Raw genomic sequence first — 20,539 nt, 5'->3', positions numbered from 1 at the left:
GAACAGACCGCGGCGTTCAGGGGCGCGGAGGCCGCGCCCCGGTCGTGTCGGCGGGATCGCGCTGTCGTCGGCTGGCGAACAGAATCGGGATCCCGATGAGTTCCACGAGGCCGCCGATCACCAGCGAGGTCCCGTATCCCCAGAGGTCGGCGGAGCGACCGAGGCCCGGCTGGATGAATACCCCACCGAAGCTTCCGAACAGCGAGTCAAAGGACAGCACGGTCGCGCGCTGCTTCGACGGGATCATGTCGTTGAGGTAACCCTGCCGCACCGGTGCGGCGACGGCGACCACGAACCCCCAGACCGCCAGGAATACGACCGCGAGGGAGAACAGACTGTTCAGGCCGAGCACGACGAGCGCGGCGACGCTGGTGAGGGAAGCCCCGATCACCATGGTGGTGCGCCGGGCGAACAGGCCGCGGATCCGGGGCGCAAGAATGCCGCCGGCCACCTGCGCCACGGAGAGGATCGCAGCGGCCAGCCCGGCGATGGAATACGCCGACGGGTCGCCGTAGAGGTCGAGCAGGTAGGGCTGCAGCGCATAGAAGGCATAGATCCCGACTCCGGAGGCGAACGGCGCGGACAGAATCACGTAGCGCACGGAGCGCTTCCCGAGCCCGTGCTCGATCGACTGGGTCAGCACGTTCCGGGTCGCCTTGAGCGGACCCGTCCCGCGATCAGGGGTGAAACCGAGGTCCTTCATCACGACGGACGCGAACAGGAACATCAGGATCAGCACCCCGGCGCGCAGCAGGAACGGAACCCCGAGATCGGTCGCCTGCGCGATCACGCCGCCGAGCACCGAGCCGGCGAACATCGCGATGCCCGTCACTGCGAGCCCGCGGCCGAACACGGCCTCCCAGCTGCCGGTGTACCCGGTCCACGTCAGCGCGTCGAACAGCCAGGCGTCCACCGCGCCGGAAAAGAAGGTGAAGCCGAGCCCCAGCAACACGGACACGACCGCCCACCAGACGAACGAAGCATGCCAGAGCCACAGCATCCAGTACAGCCCGGTGGTGACGGACAGGGTGACCGTCCCGAGCAGATAGGAGACCTTCCTCCCCGCCGTATCGGCGACCACCCCGGTCGGGATCTCGAAAATCACCATGCCCACGGTGAAGAACGCGTTCGCGGCGAAGGCTTCGAAGTTCGACAGCCCCGCGTCGAGCAGGAACAGGGTGTTGATGCCCCAGATGAACGACGCCGCCAGCGTGTTGCCGAGCAGCAGGACCAGGTAGATTCGCTGCACCCGCAGCGCCGCGGGGTTCACACCCCACGACCCATCGGCACGCTCCAGCCCGTCACACCTGCAATCATCGACCCGGTCGGCGTGGATGGCTACGCCTCGGAAGCCACGAAGAGCGGATGATCGCGGCCGGACGGCGACGATGACCGGCGGTCACGTCGCCGCCCGAGCGGCGCCCCGGGTAACCCCCGGCGTTACTTCAGGATGCGGATGAGCTTCTTGTTGGCGAACTCCGCGATGCCGAAGCGGCCCAGTTCCCGTCCGAAGCCGGACCGCTTCACTCCGCCGAAGGGAAGTTCCGGACCGTCGAGGAGCGAGCCGTTGATGAAGACCATCCCGGCGTCGATCTGATCGGCGATGCGCAGGGCCTGCTCCGGATCCGTCGTGAAGAGGTAGGACCCCAGGCCGTAGGGGATGTCGTTGGCCACCTGCACGGCCTCGGCCTCGTCCTGCACGCGGTAGACGGCCGCGACCGGGCCGAAGAACTCTTCCCGGTAGGCGTCGCTCTGCGGGGAGACTCCGGTGAGTACCGTGGGCGAGAAGAAGGCGCCGTCGCGGCGCCCGCGGGCGTGAACGGTGGCGCCCTGGGTCTCGGCGCGCTGGAGCTGCTCCTCGAGGCCCTCGGCGGCACCGAGGGACGAGAGCGGGCCCAGCGTCGTGTCCGGAGACAGGGGGTCTGCAGGGATCTTGCCGGTCATCTTCGCCGTGAAGCTCTCCACGAAGGCGTCGTACAGGCCGTCGATCACGATGAACCGCTTGGCCGCGTTGCAGGACTGGCCGGAGTTGTCCATGCGAGCCTCGACGGCGGCGTCGACGGCTTCCTCGAGGTCGTCCGTGCTGAGCAGAATGAACGGGTCGGATCCGCCGAGTTCGAGCACGACCTTCTTGAGGTTGCGGCCTGCGACCTCGGCGACGGCGGCTCCCGCCCCCTCAGAACCGGTCAGGGACACGCCGCAGACGCGGGGATCCGGGATGATGATGTCGGCGATCTGGGCGCTGGACGCGTAGAGGTTGCGGTACGCGCCCTCCGGGAAGCCGGCATCCGTGAATATCTGCTCGATGGCGGCGGCCGATTCGGGGCACTGCGAGGCGTGCTTGAGCAGGATCGTGTTGCCGAGCACCAGGTTCGGGCCGGCGAAGCGGGCGACCTGGTAGTAGGGGAAGTTCCACGGCATGATCCCGAGGAGCACGCCGAGGGAGGCGTTGCGGATGAAGGCGGAGCCTTCCCCGCCGAGGAGCTCGATCGGTTCGTCGGCGAGGAACGCCTCGCCGTGGGTCGCGTAGTAGGAGTAGATGTCGGCGGAGAAGTCGACCTCGCCGAGCGCCTGCTCGACGGGCTTGCCCATCTCGCGCACGATGAGTTCGGCGAGGTGCTCGCGGCGCTCGGTGTGCAAGTCGGCGACGCGCTGCATCAGGGCGGCACGCTCGGCCACCGACGTGCGGCGGGAGAAGTCGCTGTGGGCACGGTCCGCGGTGCCGACGGCGTCGGTCACCTCCGTGTCCGTTGCCAGGGCAAAGCTGGTTCCGCTGGCCCCGGTGGCGGGGTTCGTGACTACGTATTTGTTCATGTTTTCTCCACAGGTTTCTTCGCTGACGCCGATTGAGAATGGGCCCGTTGCTGCCGGAGCAGGCCGGGTTCGTGTCGTTACAGTCTGCCGCAATCAGAGCTTTTAGGGAGCATTTGCGCCGACCGATCTCGGGCCCGCCGGCTCTCACACCCGGCCCCGGCGCTCAACGGAGGTTGTAGTACTCCCGGTGCACGTTCGCCGCCCTGACGCCTGACCGCTGCAGGCCCTTCTGGAAGGCGTTCACCATCACCTCGGGCCCGCAGATGAACGCTGACAGTTCCCGGGGCGGGCACTCGGCCGCCCCGAGGACGCCCGCCAGGCTCAGCCGCGGCTCGGTTGAGGTGTCGATCAGGTGCAGGTGGATGGAATCGTGGCGGGCCGCCAGCTCGCGGATCTCCGCGCCGTACGGTGCGGGCCCTCGGGAACTGAAGTAGAGGTCGACGCGGGTGGGCAGAGTGCCGGGTGTGGCGTCCCGGAGCCAGCTGAGGATCGGCGCGACGCCGATGCCGCCGGCGATCCACACCTGCCGCTCGGTGCCCCGACGGTAGTCGAAGTGACCGTGCGGGCTGTTGATCACCGCCGGCATGCCCGGGGCGACCAGGTTCGCGATGTCGGAGGTGAAGTCCCCGAGCGCCCCGACCGCGACCCGCACGTTGGCGTCCGCGGGTGCGCTGGCGATGCTGAACGGATGCCGGTGCCAGCCGTCCCTGGCCTCGAGGTGCAGGATGGCGAACTGGCCGGCCCGGTACTCGAAGCGTCGGCCCAGCGGCTTCAGCGCAATCTCGACCAGCTTGTCGGAGATCGGCTGCACGGACTCCACCTGGTAGTCGTAGGTGCGGGCGAAGCGACGGGCGAGCAGTTCCCGGTAGAGGTAGAAGGCCAGCCCCGTGCCGCCGATGACGAGGTAGGTCCACCGGAGCACGGCCGAGCCGAACATGCTTCCGTCGAGCAGGCCGTGCACGAAGCCGAAGGCGACGAACACCCCGGTGAAGCGGTGGACGAAGCGCCAGAGGGCGTAACTGCGGAACGGGATGCCGGCCAGGCGCACCACTCTCGAGCCCGTCACTCTGGGGAGACTCCCCAGCACCTGCAGCCGCAGCCGTTTCGGCACGAACGAGAGCCAGCGCGGCGCGATCGCCCAGACGGTGAGCAGGGCGAGGCCGATGAGCCCGATCTGGCCGAGCTTCGGGCCGATGTCCGTTGCCTGCACGTCCGCGGTCACCAGGGCGTGCAGGGAGATCGCGACCATCCCGGCGATGTTGACCCTGCGGTGCCACAGCGCGGCGTGGTCGATCCCGTTGAACCATTGCTCGACCGAGCGGAGGGTGCTGATCAGAACCAGGCCGATGGAGAGCAGGAGCACGCCCTCGGCGCCGAGGAATTCCCCGAGAAGCTGGGGAAGACCTTCGCCGGCCGGCCGGAACACGACCCACAGCACGGCGAGGGCGCCCACGAGCGCGGCGATGCTGAGCGGCCCGATCAGCTTGGCGTCGAGCCAGGCCCTGCGATAGTGCGGTCTCTGCGGGGCAAGCTCGGTATCCGGGGTCATCGGCATACGTTACCCCGGAGCAGAGCACTTCTCCCCCGATTTCCGTTCAGCTGTCGGGTTCGACGACCCGGTCGCGGTCCCACGGCGTCGCCCAGCGGAGCTCTTCGAACATGCGCGAGAGGACGATGGCGGTGAACCCCCAAACCAGTTTGCCGTCGACGGTGAACGCCGGGGCGCGGTAGCTGCGGTTGCCGTAGGTGTGCGTCGTGCTCACCCGGTTGGCCGGGTCGAGCAGGTCCGCCACGGGCATCCGGAACACGTCGACGGTTTCGTCGTGGTCGATCGCGGCCACCTGGGACGGGCGCGTCCACCACGCCGGCACGGGCGTGACGAGATGGTTGCTCACGGGCACCGCCAGCGCCGGAAGGGTGCCGAGCGGTTCGAGCCCGTGCGGGTCGAGTCCCGTCTCCTCGACGGCCTCCCGCAGCGCCGCCGCGATCGGGCCGGCGTCGGCGGCCTCGAGTCGGCCGCCCGGGAAGGCGATCTGCCCCGGGTGACTCCCGAGGGTGGCCGCCCGCCGCAGCAGGAGCACATCCAGATCTCGTCCGACGTGCCCGTTCCCCTGCCCCGGCGTCCGCGCCGGCCCACTGGCGGGCGCACTCGCGGGCGCGGAGTCGAGAACACCGAACAGCACGAGCACGGCGGCGTGGCGGGCGCGGGACGAGTCCGGCAGCACCCGCGACAGGTCGGTGCGCCAGTCGAGACCGCGCTCGCAGAGCGCCGCCAGCTCGGCACTGGGGTGGTCGGCACTGGGGTGCTCGGCACTGGGGTGCTCGGCACTGGGGTGGTCGGCGCGCGGGTGGTCAGGCACGTCGGGTGGTCAGGCACGTCGGGTGGTCAGGCACGTCGGGCATGCTACCAGCCATCCTGCAGCACCTCGTCGAGCCGGTCCACGAAGAAGTCGGCGCTCTCCCGGCTCAGGCACAGGGGCGGTTTGATCTTGAGCACGTTCTGCCGCTCCGAGGTGGGCTGCACGATCACGCCGAGCTCCAGCATCCGTTCGCAGATCGCTGTCGTCTCACTGGTCGCCGGTTCCAGGGAGTCCCGATCGCGCACGAGCTCCACTCCCAGATACAGGCCCATGCCGTGCACCATCCCGATCAGAGGATGCCGCTCCGCGAGGAGCGCGAGCCGGCCCGCCAGGTGCCGGCCGACGGCATCCGCATTCTCCTGCAGGGATTCGTCCCGGATGACGTCGAGCACGGCCAGGCCCGCGACGCAGCTGACCGGGCTGCCGCCGGCCGAGGAAAAGAAGTTGCCCTCGCGGGCCAGGGATTCGGCGATGTCGCGGCGGGTGAGCACCGCGCCGAGCGGATAGCCGTTGCCCATGGCCTTGGCCACGGTGATGATGTCCGGGACGACGCCCTGCTGCGCCGAGCCCCAGAAGTGGCTGCCGAGGCGGCCGTAGCCGACCTGCACCTCGTCGGCGATGCACAGCCCGCCGTGGGCACGGATCTGTTCGTAGACGAGGTCGAGGTAGCCCTCCGGGGGCACGACGCCGCCGGCGTTGCCCAGCACGGGCTCGGAGATGAAGGCGGCCAGGTCGCCTCCGGGGCCGTCCGGGTCGGCCAGGAGGTGCGCCAGATCGGCCGCGTAGTCCGCCGCCGCCGCGGCGCCTCGGTGCCGACCCCGATAGGAGTTCGGTGCATCGATGATGTGCACCCAGTCGGGCCGCGAGGCCACGGCGTGCGGGTTGTCGAAGGCGGAGGTCGACACGGCGTCGGACGCCATCGTCCAGCCGTGGTAGCCCTCCCGGAGGGCGACGACGCCGCCCCGGCCGGTGTGGATCCGGGCCAGGCGCAGGGCCAGGTCTACGGCCTCGCTCCCGCTGTTGACCAGCAGCACGGTGTCGAGGCCGGGGTCGGGCGATTTGGCCACGATCCGCTCGCAGAGGTCGGCCAGCGCCGAGTAGAGGAACCGGGAATTCGTGTTCAGCAGCCGCAGCTGGTCGCCCACGGCCCGGCTGAACCGGGGGTGGCTGTGTCCGATCACGGCGACGTTGTTGACCATGTCGACGTAGGAGCGGCCCCGGGTGTCGATGAGCAGTTCGCGCCACCCCCGTTCGATCTGCGGCGGCTGCTCGTAGTACTTCTCCTGCGCGGCGGCCATGACGGCGGCGCGCCGGGCCAGCTCCCCCGCGGGGTCGACGACGGATGCCTGCGGCGCCATCCCGAGCCACCGCGCCGGGTCCGGGGCGAGTCGGGCCCAGGCGGCGGCGCGGGAGGGCTGCGCGAAGTGCGGGGCCGGCAGGCCCGGGCGGGTGAGCTCCTGCACGGTCACCCGGCCGGCCGGGCTCGAAACGCCCAGGGTCTCCCCCGCGGCGACCGCTGCCCCGGGTGTGAGACCCGACGTGACGCCGCCGATGCGCAGCTCGATCCCGGCCAGGGCCAGGACCAGGCTGTCCCCGTCACCCTCCTCTGTGACCTCGACGGCGGTGACCACGGCGTCCGCGGGCGCGATGAGCTCCGATCCGGCGGGCAGGAAGACCTCGGTGAACAGGGCGAACGTGTGCGGTTCCCGCCGCGACAGCGACTGGGTCCGGGTGAGCCGGAACTGGCCGTAGGGGGCGACGGCGACGCGGCGACGGGTGAGGGCTGCGCGCGCGAGCTGCCCCTCGGCATCCGTTTGCTGCCAGAGGCCGTCGGCCAGGGCCGGGCTGGTCACCGTGAAGTCGAGCAGTTCGCAGTCGCCACCGGCGAGCGCGGGGATCAGCGGCACGATCCTGTCGGGGGCGATCGTTTCGGGCTCGGCACCGGCCCGGGACGGCCGGCCCAGCGCCTGCCGGATGGCCGCCTCCGCCTCCTCCCAGCCGATCGCGCTGGCCGCGGCGAACACGTGCCATTCCGCGTCCATCCGGTGGCGGGCGTAGTCGTTGTCCTCGTCGATGCGCACCTGCTGCTCGCCGCTGGCCACCAGCACCGCCCCGCGGAGCACGATCAGCGGCCAGAGCGCTACGATCTCGTCGTCGGTCAGGGGAACCACCTCGTCGAAGGCGACGATCGCCTCGAGGGCCGCGAACGGATTGTCCGGAACGTGGTGCAGCACGGATGCGGTGGTGACCGCGAGCTCCGCGACCAGCCACCCGGTTCCGAGGTCGCCGAAGTCGATGACCCCCTCGGGCAGGTGGTGGCCGTTCGGCAGCACCCGGCAGATCACGTTGTCATCGGTGATGTCCCCGTGGATGGTCTGCAGCCGGAGGCCGGACACCACGCCCGCGAGGCGCGCGGCGGCGCTGTCGGCGATGGCGCTCAGCCGCGCCCGGGTCTCCTCCTCGGGCACCCAGTGCACCAGCAGGTCGATCACGGCTTTCGCGTTGCGCAGGTCCCACTGCAACGTGCGGTCGAGCCCGTCCGCCGCGAAGTCCCGCAGGTGCATTGCCGTCGTGCCCGAGAGCCGGCCCAGCGCCCTGACCACCGGCGGGGCCAGATAGCCCTGCGCCTCGAGCGAGGGCCCTTCGATGAACGTCAGCAGCCGCACGGGGAGGGTGGCCTCCGCGGCCGGCCAGTGCTGACGGATGCTGCCGTTCAGTCCGTGCACCGGCCGCGGCACCCGCATCCCGCGTGCGGACAGGTACTCCATCACCGCGTCCTGCGCGGCCAGCTCCGTGGCGGAGAAGGCGGGGTTGTCGACCTTGAGCACGTACCGCTGGGCGCCTGGAGCCGCGTCATGGCGCGTGATCAGGAAGTTGCGGTCCTGCTGGCTGCCGAGTTCGCGGGCCGTGCCCAGGACCCCGAAAAGCGACGCCGCCATGGACTCGGCGTCCGTCGTGGTGATGTCCGGGCGGACGAGTCCCTCGCCACTGAAGAAATCAAAATCGGACACGTCGACGCTCCTCGCAGTTCGCGCACTGAATCCCGGCCGCCTGCCTGCACGACCACGGAATGCGGATTCCGTACTTTTTGGACTTGTTTTGGTTGTTTACGTCCGTTATTTTGGGTGACAATGACGGATAGCCTAATATAGCTTCAGAGAATGAAAATTCTTCTAGTTGGAGCCGGCGGCGTCGGCGACGCTTTCGCCAAGATCATCGCTCGCCGTTCCTTCTATGAACTGATCGTGGTCAGCGACTACGACCTCCGCCGCGCGGAGCGCACCGTCGCTTCGATCTCAGCCAAGCACGGAGAAGACGTCTCCGCCCGGTTCAAGGCCGTGCAGATCGACGCATCAGACCCCGAGCGGGTGGCAGCAGTTGCCCTCGAGCACGGGGCCACCCACGTGATGAATGCCGTCGAACCGAAGTTCGTTTCCAGCATATTCGCGGGATCCCTCGCTGCCGGTGCCGACTACGTCGACATGGCGATGAGCATGTCAAAGCCGCATCCCACCGACCCGCTCGCCCAGACCGGGGTCAAACTCGGCGACGAGCAGTTCGCGCAGGCCGCCGATTGGGAGAACACCGGACGCCTGGCCCTGGTCGGGATGGGCGTGGAGCCGGGGCTCTCTGACGTGTTCGCGCGGTACGCTTCCGACCACCTGTTCAGCGAGATCGACGAACTCGGCACCCGTGATGGCGCGAACCTGATCGTCCGGGACGAGAACGGCAATGAGATCTTCGCACCGTCGTTCAGCATCTGGACCACAATCGAAGAGTGCCTCAACCCTCCGGTGATCTTCGAAAGGGACCGCGGCTGGTTCACGACGGCCCCGTTCAGCGAGCCCGAGATGTTCGACTTCCCCGAGGGGATCGGCCCGGTCGAGTGCGTGAACGTTGAGCACGAAGAGGTGCTCCTAATGCCGCGCTGGCTAGAAGCGAAGCGGGTCACCTTCAAATACGGGCTCGGTGAGGAATTCATCGGCGTTCTGAAGACCCTGCACCTGCTCGGCCTCGACAGCGTCGAACCGGTGCGAGTGCGAGCCGCGGCCGGTTCCGCGATGGTCGCTCCCCGCGACGTCGTCGCGGCCTGCCTGCCTGACCCGGCGTCAATCGGACCCCGAATGACGGGAAAGACCTGCGCCGGCGTATGGGTCACCGGCTTGGGGCTGGACGGTGCCCCCCGAGAGGTCTACCTGTACCACGTCAGCGACAACGAGTGGACGATGAAGGAATACGACGCCCAGTGCGTGGTGTGGCAGACCGCACTCAATCCGGTGATTGCGTTGGAATTGCTCGCCGGAGGCGAGTGGGGCGGCGTCGGAGTACTGGGCCCGGAAGCCTTTGATGCAAAGCCTTTCCTCGAGTTGATGCAGGCACCCGAGCCCGCCGGCTACGGCCAGTCGTGGGGTTTCCAGGACCGCTTGCGCGGCTGAATGCGAGGAATCAGACCACAGGACGGTCGGTCGACTCGCGGGCACGCAGCACGTTCTTGACGGACGGCGGGCCGCTCCGCGAGTCACCATCGAGCCGGCTGAGCAGGAAATTGACCGCCGCTGTGGCCGTTTCCTCCGGGCTCAGGTCTACGGAGGTGATCGCCGGAGTGCTACTGCGGGTCTGCTCGGAATCAGACCCGGCAACGATCATCACGTCTCCGGGGATGGTGATGCCCGATTCCCAGAGACGCGCCTGCAGTCCGGAGGCATGCCGCCCCGTCAAACAGTAGATTCCGTCGGGTACCGGCTCCCCCGACTGCAGCATCGCCTCGGCGACGATTCGACCACCGCTCTCCCCGGAACGCTCGTCCTCCCGGTAGACGATCGCCTTCTGGCCCCGTCCGGCGCACCAGGAGCGATAGGCAATCTCGCTGTCCGCATTCCAGGCATTGGCATCCGTACCGGCGACGAGTGCGACACGCCGCGCGCCGCGGTCGAGCAGGTGGGCGAAGACCTCCGCCGCATCGGCCACGGTGCCCGTTCCGATCCAGTCAGTAAAGTCAGGCCGTTCCACGTCTCGGCCCACCGACACCAGAGGGATGCCGTTGCGCTTCAGCAATCCGATCACGGGATCGTTGCCGACCGGATCGGAAATGATGAAGCCGTCCACGGCGAGCGCGATCCCCGGCACGCTTCCGGTTGTCGGGTCACGCACCAGCATCAACCCGAACCCGCGGTCAAGCGCGGCCACGGCGGCGGCCCCGGCGAACCGCACGAAGTAGTCCACACCGACCGGCAGGTAGGAATCCAGGGTGTCGAGAGGGCGGATCACCAGCCCGAGAATGCCGAGACGATTGCTGCGGAGCCCCCGCGCGATCGCATCCGCGCTGTAGCCGAGGCTCGAGGCGGCATCGAGGACTCTCTGCCGCGTGGCCTCCGCCACCACACCCTTGCCGTTCAGGGCATGAGAAACAGTTGTGATCGAAACCCCGGCATTGCGCGCGACATCGTGAATGGTGACTCGCCGACCTGAAGTGCTCACGAGGAGCACTCTACTCCGTCAAATCAATTCACAAATCGTTTTGCATATTTCTCGACCAAAACGTTTTGTTCCGCTAGGTTCCTAAACACTGCACGGTCCGCCATCTCCCTCTCCAAGAAAATTAGGGGCTCCATATGAAGAAGAAAGCAGTCACCGCTCTGGCGGTACTCACCCTGGCTCTGACCGGCTGCGCCGGTGCGCCCCAGAGTTCCGAGGGCCCGAGCCTCGCCACCGACGATCTCCTGGTCACCACGCCAGAGGCCGCTGGCGAGCTCGACCTCGCCACCTGGAACCTACCCTTCGGCGAGCCTGCATCGCTCGACCCGATCAAGGCCTTCAACTACCCCGAGAACACTGTCGTCGCAAACCTCTGCGAAGGTCTGATGCAGCTGCAGCCCGACTACAGCATCACACCCAACCTGGCCGAGAAGGTGGAAAGCCCCGACGCGTCGACGTACATCTACACCGTGCGTCAGGGTGTCACCTTCTGGGACGGCCAGCCGATGACCACCGAGGACGTTCTCTTCAGCCTGGGTCGTCAGCTCGACCCGAACGAGGGCAGCTACTGGGCCGGGGGCATTGTCGACAACATCGCTTCCATCAACCAGACCGGTGATTGGGAGGTCACCGTCAAGCTCAAGGCACCGGATGCGACCTTCAACTCCTACATGGTCACCCCCGTGGGCACTGTGGTGGAAAAGGCACACCGCGAAGCCGCCGGCGAAGGCTACGGAACCCCCGCCGGCCTGGTCATGTGCACGGGCCCCTTCTCCGTCGGCGCTTGGAACGAGGGCCAGTCCATCTCCCTCCAGCGCAATGACAGCTATTGGAACGAGGACAGGGCAGCCAAGACCGCGCAGGTCGACATCAATTTCATCGTCGACTCCGCAGCCATCGCCAGCGCCCTGTCCACCGGTGCCATCGACGGCTCCTACGACGTGCCGTTGGGTGCGCTGAGCACCCTTCAGGACTCCACCGAGGGCACTCTCAACCTCGGACGTTCGCTGCAGCTGGTCGCCATCATCGGCACCGGCAAGGGCGCGTTCGCTGACCCTGCCGTGCGCAAGGCCCTCATGATGGCCACCGATCGGGAAGCCATCGCATCTACGGTGTTTGAAGGAACGGCCCAGGCCTCCCGATCGCTGATCCCCGACAACGGCTGGGCTTACGGCACGACAAAGTTCGAATCCGGCCGGGCCAAGCTCGCGCCGACCGGCGTCGACATCGACGGAGCTAAGGAAGCGCTCAAGGCTGCCACGGTCGACCTGACTCAGCCGATCAAGATCGTTTACCCCTCCGAGCGCACGTACTACGCCGACATCATCTCGGAGATCGCCAACGGCGCTGCTGCCATCGGGCTGACGGTGGAGCCGGAAGGAATCCCGAGCGCCCAGTTCGGTGCGTTCTTCTCAGACCCGAAGGCACGCGAGGGCCACGACGCGTTTGTGACCAACAACTACATGGACGTGCCGGACCCGCTCGCCTTCCTCCGGACCATTATGGGCACCGGCGGATCTCAGAACTACAACGAGTACAGCAACCCGGAGGTCGACGACCTGCTCGCCGAGGCCGCCGCCACGACCGACGAAGACAAGCGCGCTGCGCTCGTGAATCAGATCCAGGACATCGCCATGACAGACCTGCCCTGGATCCCGATCGCCGACCCCTCGGTGCGACTGTTCCTCAACAAGCGGGTTACGGGCGTCCCGGCATCCTTCGTCTACCTCTACTACCCCTGGGCCGCTGACCTCGGGGCCGCGGCCAAGTAGTTGATCGGGATCGAGAAGGGGTTATCTCAGTGATGTTCATGACGCGAAGGCTGCTCGCTCTGGCCGGGGTGCTCGTTGTGTCGAGCTTCCTGGTGTTCGCCGCCATGTACGCGGCACCCGGCAGCCCGGAGAACTTCCTGGTTCAGGGGCGCACCGTTTCGCCGGACGTGTTGGCCGCGATCCGCGAACAGTACTCACTGGATGACCCCTTCTTCGTCCGCTTCTGGAACTGGCTCACCAACGTTCTACAGGGCGACTTCGGGCAGTCCCTTGCCAACCGTCAAGAAGTGGGCGATCTGCTCGCCAACCGCCTGCCCACCACGCTGATGCTCGTGCTGCTCGCAGCCATCGTGATCGTGGTGCTAGGTGTCGGACTCGGCATCGGGGCCGGCGTCCGCGATGGAATCGTCGACAAGGTCGTGCTCCTGGGTTCCAACCTGGGATTCGCTGTTCCGACCTTCTTCGCGGCTCTGCTCCTGATGAGCATCTTCAGCGTCGGCCTGGGCTGGTTCCCCGTCTTCGGTTCCGGGACGGGCCTTCTCGATCGCATCTGGCACCTCACGCTCCCGGCGCTCGCCCTTGCCCTGCCGTCCGCTGCCGTGGTCGCCCGCATCACCCGCACCGCCATTCGGGAGGAGCGAGACTCCGAGCACTCCGTCATGGCGAGTGCCCGCGGAGTTCCTGCCATGCTCGTCCTGCGCCGCCACGTCATACGCAATTCCATGCTCCCGGTGAGCACCATTGTCGGCGTTCACATCGCAGGGCTGATCGCCGGATCCTTCGTCGTGGAATACGCCTTCACCCTCGACGGGCTCGGCACTCTGCTGGTGGGAGCGGTTCAGCGAAAAGACTTCGCAGTCGTGCAGGCAATCGCGATCATCCTGGTCGCGGCATTCGGCATCATCAACCTGCTCGTCGACGTGCTGTACGCAGCCATCGACCCGCGGGTAGGAACGAGGCGCAGCAAGTGAGCAGGTTCTTTCAACGAATGGGCCCCCTCGGCTCCATCGCCGTCGGCTTCGTCGCCCTGGTTGTGCTCGGCGCCCTGCTGGCACCGATCATCGCCCCTTACGACCCGACCATCGGCTCCGTCACCCAGCGCTACCAAGGCCCCAGCATGGCCCACCTGCTCGGCACGGACCAGGCAGGTAGAGACATCTTCTCCCGGCTGCTCTGGGGAGCGCGCTCCAGCCTGACCGGCCCATTGATCGTGGTCGTCATCACGGCGGTCTTCGGCACGACGCTGGCACTGACCAGCGTCTGGTGGGGTGGAATCGTGGACTCGTTCATGAGTCGGGTGCTCGACCTTCTGTTCGCATTCCCCAACCTCCTGCTCGCGATGCTCGCCATCGCCGTCTTCGGACCCAGCCTCACCACAGCCGCGCTCGCTCTGTCGATCGCGTACATCCCGTACACGGCCCGAGTCATCCGCAGCACGGCCATGCGCGAACGTAACCTGCCCTACACACGATCGCCACAGCTGCAGGGTATCTCCGGTGTCACCATCACGACCCGGCACCTGCTGCCCAACGTGGCTCCACTCATCGTGACCGGGGCGACGATCAACTTTGGCTTCGCGATGATCGAACTCGCCGCCCTGTCCTTCCTGGGTCTTGGTGTGCAGCCACCCCAGGCCGACTGGGGCCTCATGGTCTCCAACGGGCAGCAATCCCTGCTCAAGGGATACCCGGCCGAGAGTGTCCTTGCCGGGTTGTGCATCGTGCTGACCGTGGCCGCCCTCGGCTACATCGGCGAACGACTGGGTGGCCGCGCGGCCGCCGGAAGGAAGGCCTGATGCTGGACATTCGTGGTCTCAACCTAGCCATCGCCGGTGAGCACTCGTCGCGCCAGATCCTCAATAACGTGTCGATCACCGTCGATTCCGGCGAGGCCGTCGGGTTGGTCGGCGAATCGGGCAGTGGAAAGTCGATGACCCTGCGGTCGATTCTCCGCACTGAACCAAGAAATGCTAGGGTCACCGGCAGCATCACCCTCGACGGGATCGACGTGCTCGCGCTGCGGGGTGAGCCGCTACGCCTGATGCGCGCAAGGGACGTCTCGATGATCGCCCAAAACCCGCACGCGGTGCTCAACCCAGTGCTTCCCATCCGGCAGTACCTCGTCGAGGGCATGCACGATGCCCAGGGGCTCTCCGTTCGATCAGCCCGGCTCCGCGCCGGCGAGCTCCTCGAGCAGGTCGGCATCGACCACGTGGACCGCGTCCTCGGTTCGTACCCACACCAGCTCTCAGGGGGAATGCTCCAGCGGGTCGTGATCGCGGGGGCGATCGCCGGGAGACCGCGACTCATGCTCGCGGACGAGCCGACGACTGCCCTTGACGTCACCACCCAGGCGGAGGTAATGGCGATCCTTGACGATTGCAGGCGTGAACTCGGCATGGCCATGCTGTTCGTCACCCATGATCTCGACCTTGCCGCCGCGATCTGCGACCGGATCAACGTCATGAAGGACGGCGTCGTAGTGGAGACCGGCGCGCCGGAACAGCTCCGCGACGATCCGCAGCATCACTACACACGGGAGTTGATGGACTCCCGCCCGGCCGGCGTGATCTGGACCCGCACAGCAGGAGGCGCCGAATGACCACGCCCGCGATTACCGTCGAGTCGCTCACCAAGACGTTTCACACCGGTCACTCCAGCGGGGCAGTGACGGCGCTCGATGCGGTCACGCTGACGGTCGAGTCCGGGTCTTGTCTGGCCGTGGTCGGCGAGTCAGGGTCAGGCAAGACCACGCTGGCACGCATCATCGTCGGGCTGGAGACCTCAGACTCGGGCACCGTCAGGGTTGCGGGCCACCCGGTCGCAGCCAAGGCGAACCGGCGCGAATTGCGCCGCCGGGCGCGTCAGATCCAGATGGTTTTCCAGGACCCGCAGAGTTCACTCAACCGCCGCCTGCCGGTGCAGACCGCCGTAGACGAGGTCCTGCGCGCCCACACCTCCCTCGATCGTGCGGCCAGACGGGCGCGCTGCATCGAGTTGTTCGCACAGGTGGGCTTGGAACCGCACCAGCTGGGAGCGCTTCCGGGCGAGCTCTCCGGCGGCCAAAGGCAGCGCGTGGCCATTGCCCGCGCCCTCGCCGCTGATCCTGCCGTCATCGTGTTGGACGAGTCTGTGGCGGCGCTCGATGTCACCGTCCAGGCACAAATCCTTGCCCTCCTGACCGAGCTGCGCCAGTCCAGGGGGCTGACCTATCTCTTCATCACACACGATTTGTCGGTCGTACAGATGATCGCCGATCAGGTCGTCGTGATGCGCCGCGGAAGCATTGTGGAGCGCGGCTCCACCGCCGAAGTATTGACCAACCCGCAGCATCCGTACACTCAACTGCTTCTCGAGTGTGCACCTCGCCCCGGCTGGAAACCCCAGCGCGGCGTTATCCGTGCCCTTCGGGAGGAAATCACCTCATGATCACTGACCCTCCGATCACAATCCAAGTCGACTCAACGGATCCCTTCGGGCGCGGTCTGCAACGCGGCCGCGCGATCCGCGATGTGCTGGCCGAGAGCCTCTCCATCTACCTCGCTCTCTTCGCCACTGCCGGCATCAGCCCGGAGACGGTGCAGTTGAACGCGGAACTCGCGCTGCGGGCCACCAGGGAATGGTGCATGGACCTGGCCTCGGAGATGGAGGGAACCGCCGAGGGTTCCGGACTCGCCGTCTGGCAGGTGGCTGCCCTAAACGCACGCACCGAAATCCTCTCTGGAGGCCTCGGTGCGAAGCCGGGTGAATGCTCGACAATCGTGAACGCGCGGAACAATCCCATCGGCGCCCAAACGTGGGACTGGCATGACGAGTTGTCGGACCACTGGCACCTGCAGGAGGTACGCGGGAACGCCCGCGACTTCGTCGGCCTGACCGAGTACGGCATCATCAGCAAAATCGGCATCAACGATGCCGGCGTCGGCATTCTGCTCAATATCCTGGGCCACCGGGCCGACCGGGCCGACGGGGTTCCCGTGCACCTGGTCGGAGCCCGGGTGCTGGCTCAGGCGTCAACCCTTGCAGAGGCGGTCGACATTCTGCTCAGCGCACCCGTCAGCACATCCAGCGCCATTACCGTCGTGAGTCCGGAAGGCGCCGTGATCGTTGAGTTGAGCCCGGTGGGTGCAGCGGTTGTCCAGCCGCAGAACGACGTGCTGCTCCACACGAACCATTTCCTCGATGACCGGCTGGCCCAGGGCGAAAAGCCGGGCCTGTACGACCCGGACTCTCAGTTGCGCCTCGCAACGCTGACAGACCGGGTACGTCTTTCGCCGCTTCCGCCTGATGCGTCAGGCCTCTTGCCGTTCCTCGTATCCCAACCCGGTGACCCGGCCCAGCTCTGCTGCGTTCCCGCGGATGGTGCCGTTCTAGGCGACCGCTGGGCAACCTTGGCAACGATAACCCTGGACTCCGCCGCGCGAGGGATGACGGTGTCGGCGGGCTCTCCTGCGGACACAATCGACACCGAGACGGTGCGATTGGTAGCTGAACACCGAACCGGCGGTGTGGGGCGCTGATCCTGGAGGTGACATCATCAGGAGAGACAGCGTCGTCGCCACCTTCCGAGGAACGCGAGCAAACACTCGGGGATTCCCAGGGAATCAACAACGACCGAAAGCCGCCGCAGTGTCCTACCCCGCAGAGCTTGCCGACATCCGTCTCATCGTCTCGGACATGGACGGCACCCTGCTCGACGACGACGGCCACGTGCCGGACGCGTTCTGGCCTCTCCTCGATGACCTCCTGCGGGCCGGAATCGTCTTCGTTCCCGCCAGCGGCCGGCAGTACCAGACCCTCCACGGCATGTTCGGCGAGCGCGACGGACTGATCTACATCGCGGAAAACGGCACCAGCGTGATGCAGGGCGGCTCCAGCCTGCACCGCGAACCCGTCGAGGACGCGGCCATCGCCCCGCTCGTGGAGTGGGTGCGCACCACCGTGGCCGACGGAGCCGACCTGGGCATCGTCGTCTGCGGCGCCCGGACCGCCTACATCGAGCGCACCGATGCGGCCTTCGTCGACCACGTCCGCCGCTATTACGCCGCCGTCGAGATCGTTGCGGACGTGCACGCCGCCTGCCTCGATGACGATGTGCTGAAGCTGGCAATCTACGACGCAGGCCGGGCCGAGACGCGCAGCGGCCCGGCCATCCGGGGCCTGGGGCTGCCGGCCGATGTCGTGGTCTCGGGCCCGAACTGGGTCGATGTGATGCACCGGGGCGCGAACAAGGGCCGGGCGCTGGTGCGGCTGCAGCGACATCTGGGGGTCAGCCGGGAGCAGACGATGGCATTCGGCGACTACCTCAACGACGCCGAGATGCTCGACGCCGCCGGGCACTCCTACGCGATGGCCAACGCGCACGCAAGCATCCGTGCGCGTGCCCGCCACACCGCGGCGTCGAACGCGGAGGCGGGCGTGGTCAGCAGCATCCGTGAGGCCCTGCCGAACCTGAAGCCGGTGCTTGTCCCCTAGCGCTTGTCTCCTGGCGCGGGCAGCCATATGATATATCATTAGTGAAGCGATAATCGAACTCTGCGTTCTATTATCGAACGCGCGCTTTACCCGCAACAGCCAGCACGCAACGACAGTGACGTCCGTTTCGCCCGCAGATCCGCCCACAAAGAAGTGAGGAAGCCGTGCAGTTCCACCACCACGGATACGTGTCCACAGACCCGCGCATTCAGGACGCCGCGGGGGTCGGCATCGATCGCCCCGACGAGCTCCCCGAGAACGTCGACGTTCTCATCGTCGGAACGGGTCCCGCCGGCATGATCACCGCCGCCCAGCTCTCCCACTTCCCCGGCATCACGACTCGCATCGTGGAGCGTCGCGGCGAGCGCCTGGCGATCGGCCAGGCCGACGGCATCCAGGCCCGCAGCGTCGAGACCTTCCAGGCGTTCGGTTTCGCGGAGCGCATCATCGCGGAGGCGTACCGCATCACCGAGATGGCCTTCTGGACGCCGGACCCCACGGATGCGTCCCGCATCGTCCGCTCCGCCCGCGCGGTCGACGACCCGGCCGGCATCAGCGAGTTTCCGCACCTCATCGTCAACCAGGCCCGCGTGCTGGACTACTTCGCAGAGGTGATGGCCAATTCGCCGACGCGGATGGAGCCGGATTACGGCTTCGACTTCCGCAGCCTGGTGAACACCGACGAGGGCGACTACCCCGTGACGGTGACGCTGGTGCACACCGACGGTGAACGGGCGGGCCAGGAGCGTATCGTCCATGCCAGGTACGTTGTCGGCGCGGACGGCGCCCGCAGCGCCGTGCGCGATTCCATCGGCTGCACGCTCGCCGGCGACCAGGCGTTCCACGCCTGGGGAGTGATGGACGTTCTCGCGGTCACCGACTTCCCGGACATCCGGATGAAGTGCGCGATCCAGTCCGGGACCGGCGGCAACATCCTGCTCATCCCTCGTGAGGGCGGCTATCTGTTCCGCATGTACGTCGACCTGGGCGAGGTGTCCGCCGACGACAACGGAGCGGTGCGCAAGACGACGATCGACGAGATCATCGCGAAGGCCAACGCCATCATCCACCCCTACACGCTGGACGTGAAGAACGTCGCCTGGCACAGCGTCTACGAGGTCGCCCACCGTCTCACCGACCGATTCGACGACGTGCTGCCGGCCGAGGTCGGCACCCGCACACCGCGGGTCTTCATCACCGGCGACGCCTGCCACACGCACAGTGCGAAGGCCGGTCAGGGCATGAACGTGTCGATGCAGGACGGCTTCAACCTGGCCTGGAAGCTCGCCTATGTACTCGAAGGCCGCAGCCCAGAATCCCTGCTCGGCACGTACTCGGCCGAGCGTCAGGTCATCGCCAGGAACCTGATCGACTTCGACAAGCAGTGGTCGACCCTGATGGCGACCAGGCCGGAGGACCTCGAGGTGCCGCTGGAGGACTTCTACACTCGGACGGCGGAGTTCCCGTCCGGGTTCATGACGGAATACCCGCCGTCGATGCTGATCGGTGCGGCGGCCGACCAGCCGCTGGCCGCAGGGTTCCCGCTCGGCAAGCGCTTCAAGTCCGCCTCGGTGGTGCGCGTCGGAGACGCCAACCCCGTGCAGCTCGGACACCACCACCGAGCGGATGGCCGCTGGCGTCTGTACGCGTTCGCGGATGCCGCGGCATCCGGTGAGGCCTCGGCGCTCTCGGACTGGGCCGAATGGTTGCAGACGTCGCCGGAGTCCCCGCTGATCCTGCACACTCCCGGCGGGACCGACATCGACAGTGTCTTCGACGTCAAAGTGATCTACCAGCAGGACCACACCGGCGTGGACATCGGCAGCGTTCCGGCCGCGTTCCTGCCGAAGATCGGCCCGTTCGAGCTGATCGACTACGAGAAGGTGTACTCCACCGACCCGGAGCACGACATCTTCGAACTTCGCGGGATCGACCGCGGCGGCGCCGTCGTGGTGGTTCGACCGGACCAGTACGTGGCGAACGTGCTGCCCCTGGCCGAGACCGAGGAACTGGCGGCGTTCTTCCGGCAGGTGCTGCTCGTTCGGTAGACGCCCCCGCGGGGCGCCCCCTTTGGGGCGCCCCCGCGGCTACTCGGCGGTCGGCCGCTGGCGTTGACGTTTGGTTGCCGACCGCTGCTGCTTCGCGGCGAGGTGCCGACGGCCCGAACCCCGGGTGGGTTTCGTCGGCCGGCGGGGCGCCGCGGCGGGAGCCAGGCATCCGGCCACGAGGTCGGCGAGCTTGGCCCGGGCGATTTCTCGATTGCGCAACTGGGAGCGCCGCTCCGACGCTGTCACGGTGATCACCCCGTCGACGAGACGTTTGGCGAGGCGGGAGAGCAGCAGCATCCGCTGTTCATCGGAGAGCGCCGCCGACTCGGCGACGTTCCAGAAAAGCTCGACCCGGCTGTCGGACGTGTTGACGTGCTGACCGCCCGGACCGGAGGACCGCGAGAACCGCCAGCCGAGTTCGCGCTCGGGAACGGTCAACGCGGGCGTTACCTCCAGGTCCATGCACCCAGCGTCGCACGATCTGCGGCATTCGGCCTGAGGGGAGGCCGCATGGTAGCCTTTCCCCCTATTTGAGGAGTGCTGTGAACACGGCTTTGACTAACCCCGCGCCCATCGGCGCTTCTCGTTTCAGCACG

Annotated in this window: 16 protein-coding genes; 9 read left to right on the top strand and 7 right to left on the bottom strand. The window is 67.3% G+C overall.

Translation table 11 applies throughout. The annotated features are described in order from the left end of the window. Positions 1–16: 16 nt before the first annotated feature. From E3T24_RS03040 to E3T24_RS03020, 5 genes are all read right to left on the bottom strand, one after another. Positions 17–1,270: an MFS transporter gene (locus tag E3T24_RS03040; protein WP_134368015.1), complete on the bottom strand. Its 1,254-nt coding sequence runs from the start codon at positions 1,268–1,270 to the stop codon at positions 17–19. 170 nt (positions 1,271–1,440) lie between these two features. Then, positions 1,441–2,814 (bottom strand): NAD-dependent succinate-semialdehyde dehydrogenase, encoded by a 1,374-nt coding sequence (locus E3T24_RS03035; RefSeq protein WP_134368016.1) that lies wholly within the window; start codon positions 2,812–2,814, stop codon positions 1,441–1,443. 163 nt (positions 2,815–2,977) lie between these two features. Further along, positions 2,978–4,363 carry a hypothetical protein gene (locus tag E3T24_RS03030; RefSeq protein WP_160141111.1) on the bottom strand — a complete coding sequence of 462 codons (1,386 nt, stop codon included), beginning with the start codon at positions 4,361–4,363 and terminating at the stop codon, positions 2,978–2,980. A 46-nt stretch (positions 4,364–4,409) separates the two neighbouring features. Further along, entirely contained in the window at positions 4,410–5,048 is a 639-nt protein-coding gene (locus E3T24_RS03025) for a CoA pyrophosphatase (RefSeq protein WP_241978601.1), read from the bottom strand. 170 nt (positions 5,049–5,218) lie between these two features. Continuing rightward, the gene (locus E3T24_RS03020) at positions 5,219–8,185 is read right to left on the bottom strand and encodes an aminotransferase (RefSeq protein ID WP_134434269.1); all 2,967 of its coding nucleotides are present in this window, start codon (positions 8,183–8,185) and stop codon (positions 5,219–5,221) included. Between the two features lie 150 nt (positions 8,186–8,335). On the opposite strand from E3T24_RS03020, the gene E3T24_RS03015 reads away from it, so the two are divergent. Next, on the top strand, positions 8,336–9,610 hold the full coding sequence (locus E3T24_RS03015) for a saccharopine dehydrogenase C-terminal domain-containing protein (protein ID WP_134368019.1): 1,275 nt from the start codon (positions 8,336–8,338) through the stop codon (positions 9,608–9,610). A gap of 10 nt (positions 9,611–9,620) precedes the next feature. On the opposite strand, the gene E3T24_RS03010 is transcribed toward E3T24_RS03015, so the two are convergent. Next, positions 9,621–10,652 (bottom strand): LacI family DNA-binding transcriptional regulator, encoded by a 1,032-nt coding sequence (locus E3T24_RS03010; protein ID WP_134368020.1) that lies wholly within the window; start codon positions 10,650–10,652, stop codon positions 9,621–9,623. A gap of 134 nt (positions 10,653–10,786) precedes the next feature. Between E3T24_RS03010 and E3T24_RS03005 the strand changes: the two genes are divergently transcribed. The 8 genes from E3T24_RS03005 (at position 10,787) to E3T24_RS02970 (ending at position 19,943) form a co-directional block, all read left to right on the top strand. Beyond that, entirely contained in the window at positions 10,787–12,421 is a 1,635-nt protein-coding gene (locus E3T24_RS03005; protein ID WP_134368021.1) for an ABC transporter substrate-binding protein, read from the top strand. A 38-nt stretch (positions 12,422–12,459) separates the two neighbouring features. After that, a complete protein-coding gene (locus E3T24_RS03000) occupies positions 12,460–13,392 on the top strand; it encodes an ABC transporter permease (protein WP_241975751.1) in 933 nt (310 codons plus the stop codon). Continuing rightward, positions 13,389–14,216, top strand: a complete 828-nt coding sequence (locus E3T24_RS02995; protein ID WP_134368023.1) for an ABC transporter permease — start codon at positions 13,389–13,391, stop codon at positions 14,214–14,216. The genes E3T24_RS03000 and E3T24_RS02995 overlap by 4 nt, the downstream gene beginning before the upstream one ends. Beyond that, positions 14,216–15,022, top strand: a complete 807-nt coding sequence (locus tag E3T24_RS02990; protein WP_134368024.1) for an ABC transporter ATP-binding protein — start codon at positions 14,216–14,218, stop codon at positions 15,020–15,022. Before E3T24_RS02995 ends, E3T24_RS02990 begins: the two co-directional genes overlap by 1 nt. Beyond that, positions 15,019–15,849, top strand: a complete 831-nt coding sequence (locus E3T24_RS02985; protein WP_134368025.1) for an ATP-binding cassette domain-containing protein — start codon at positions 15,019–15,021, stop codon at positions 15,847–15,849. Before E3T24_RS02990 ends, E3T24_RS02985 begins: the two co-directional genes overlap by 4 nt. Continuing rightward, positions 15,846–16,940, top strand: a complete 1,095-nt coding sequence (locus E3T24_RS02980; protein WP_134402329.1) for a C45 family peptidase — start codon at positions 15,846–15,848, stop codon at positions 16,938–16,940. Before E3T24_RS02985 ends, E3T24_RS02980 begins: the two co-directional genes overlap by 4 nt. A 109-nt stretch (positions 16,941–17,049) precedes the next feature. Further along, the gene (locus E3T24_RS02975; protein WP_241975750.1) at positions 17,050–17,895 is read left to right on the top strand and encodes a Cof-type HAD-IIB family hydrolase; all 846 of its coding nucleotides are present in this window, start codon (positions 17,050–17,052) and stop codon (positions 17,893–17,895) included. A 164-nt stretch (positions 17,896–18,059) separates the two neighbouring features. Then, complete coding sequence (locus tag E3T24_RS02970) at positions 18,060–19,943, top strand: FAD-binding monooxygenase (RefSeq protein ID WP_134368028.1); 1,884 nt, start codon at positions 18,060–18,062, stop codon at positions 19,941–19,943. A gap of 39 nt (positions 19,944–19,982) precedes the next feature. Here E3T24_RS02970 and arfB read toward each other — a convergent pair whose 3' ends face one another. Next, positions 19,983–20,405, bottom strand: coding sequence for an alternative ribosome rescue aminoacyl-tRNA hydrolase ArfB (gene arfB, locus E3T24_RS02965; protein WP_134368029.1), 423 nt, complete (start codon positions 20,403–20,405; stop codon positions 19,983–19,985). Positions 20,406–20,539 lie beyond the last annotated feature (134 nt).

This window comes from Cryobacterium sp. TmT2-59 (assembly GCF_004403545.1).
GTDB lineage: Bacteria > Actinomycetota > Actinomycetes > Actinomycetales > Microbacteriaceae > Cryobacterium > Cryobacterium shii.
This window is presented reverse-complemented; position numbering and strand designations above follow the sequence as displayed.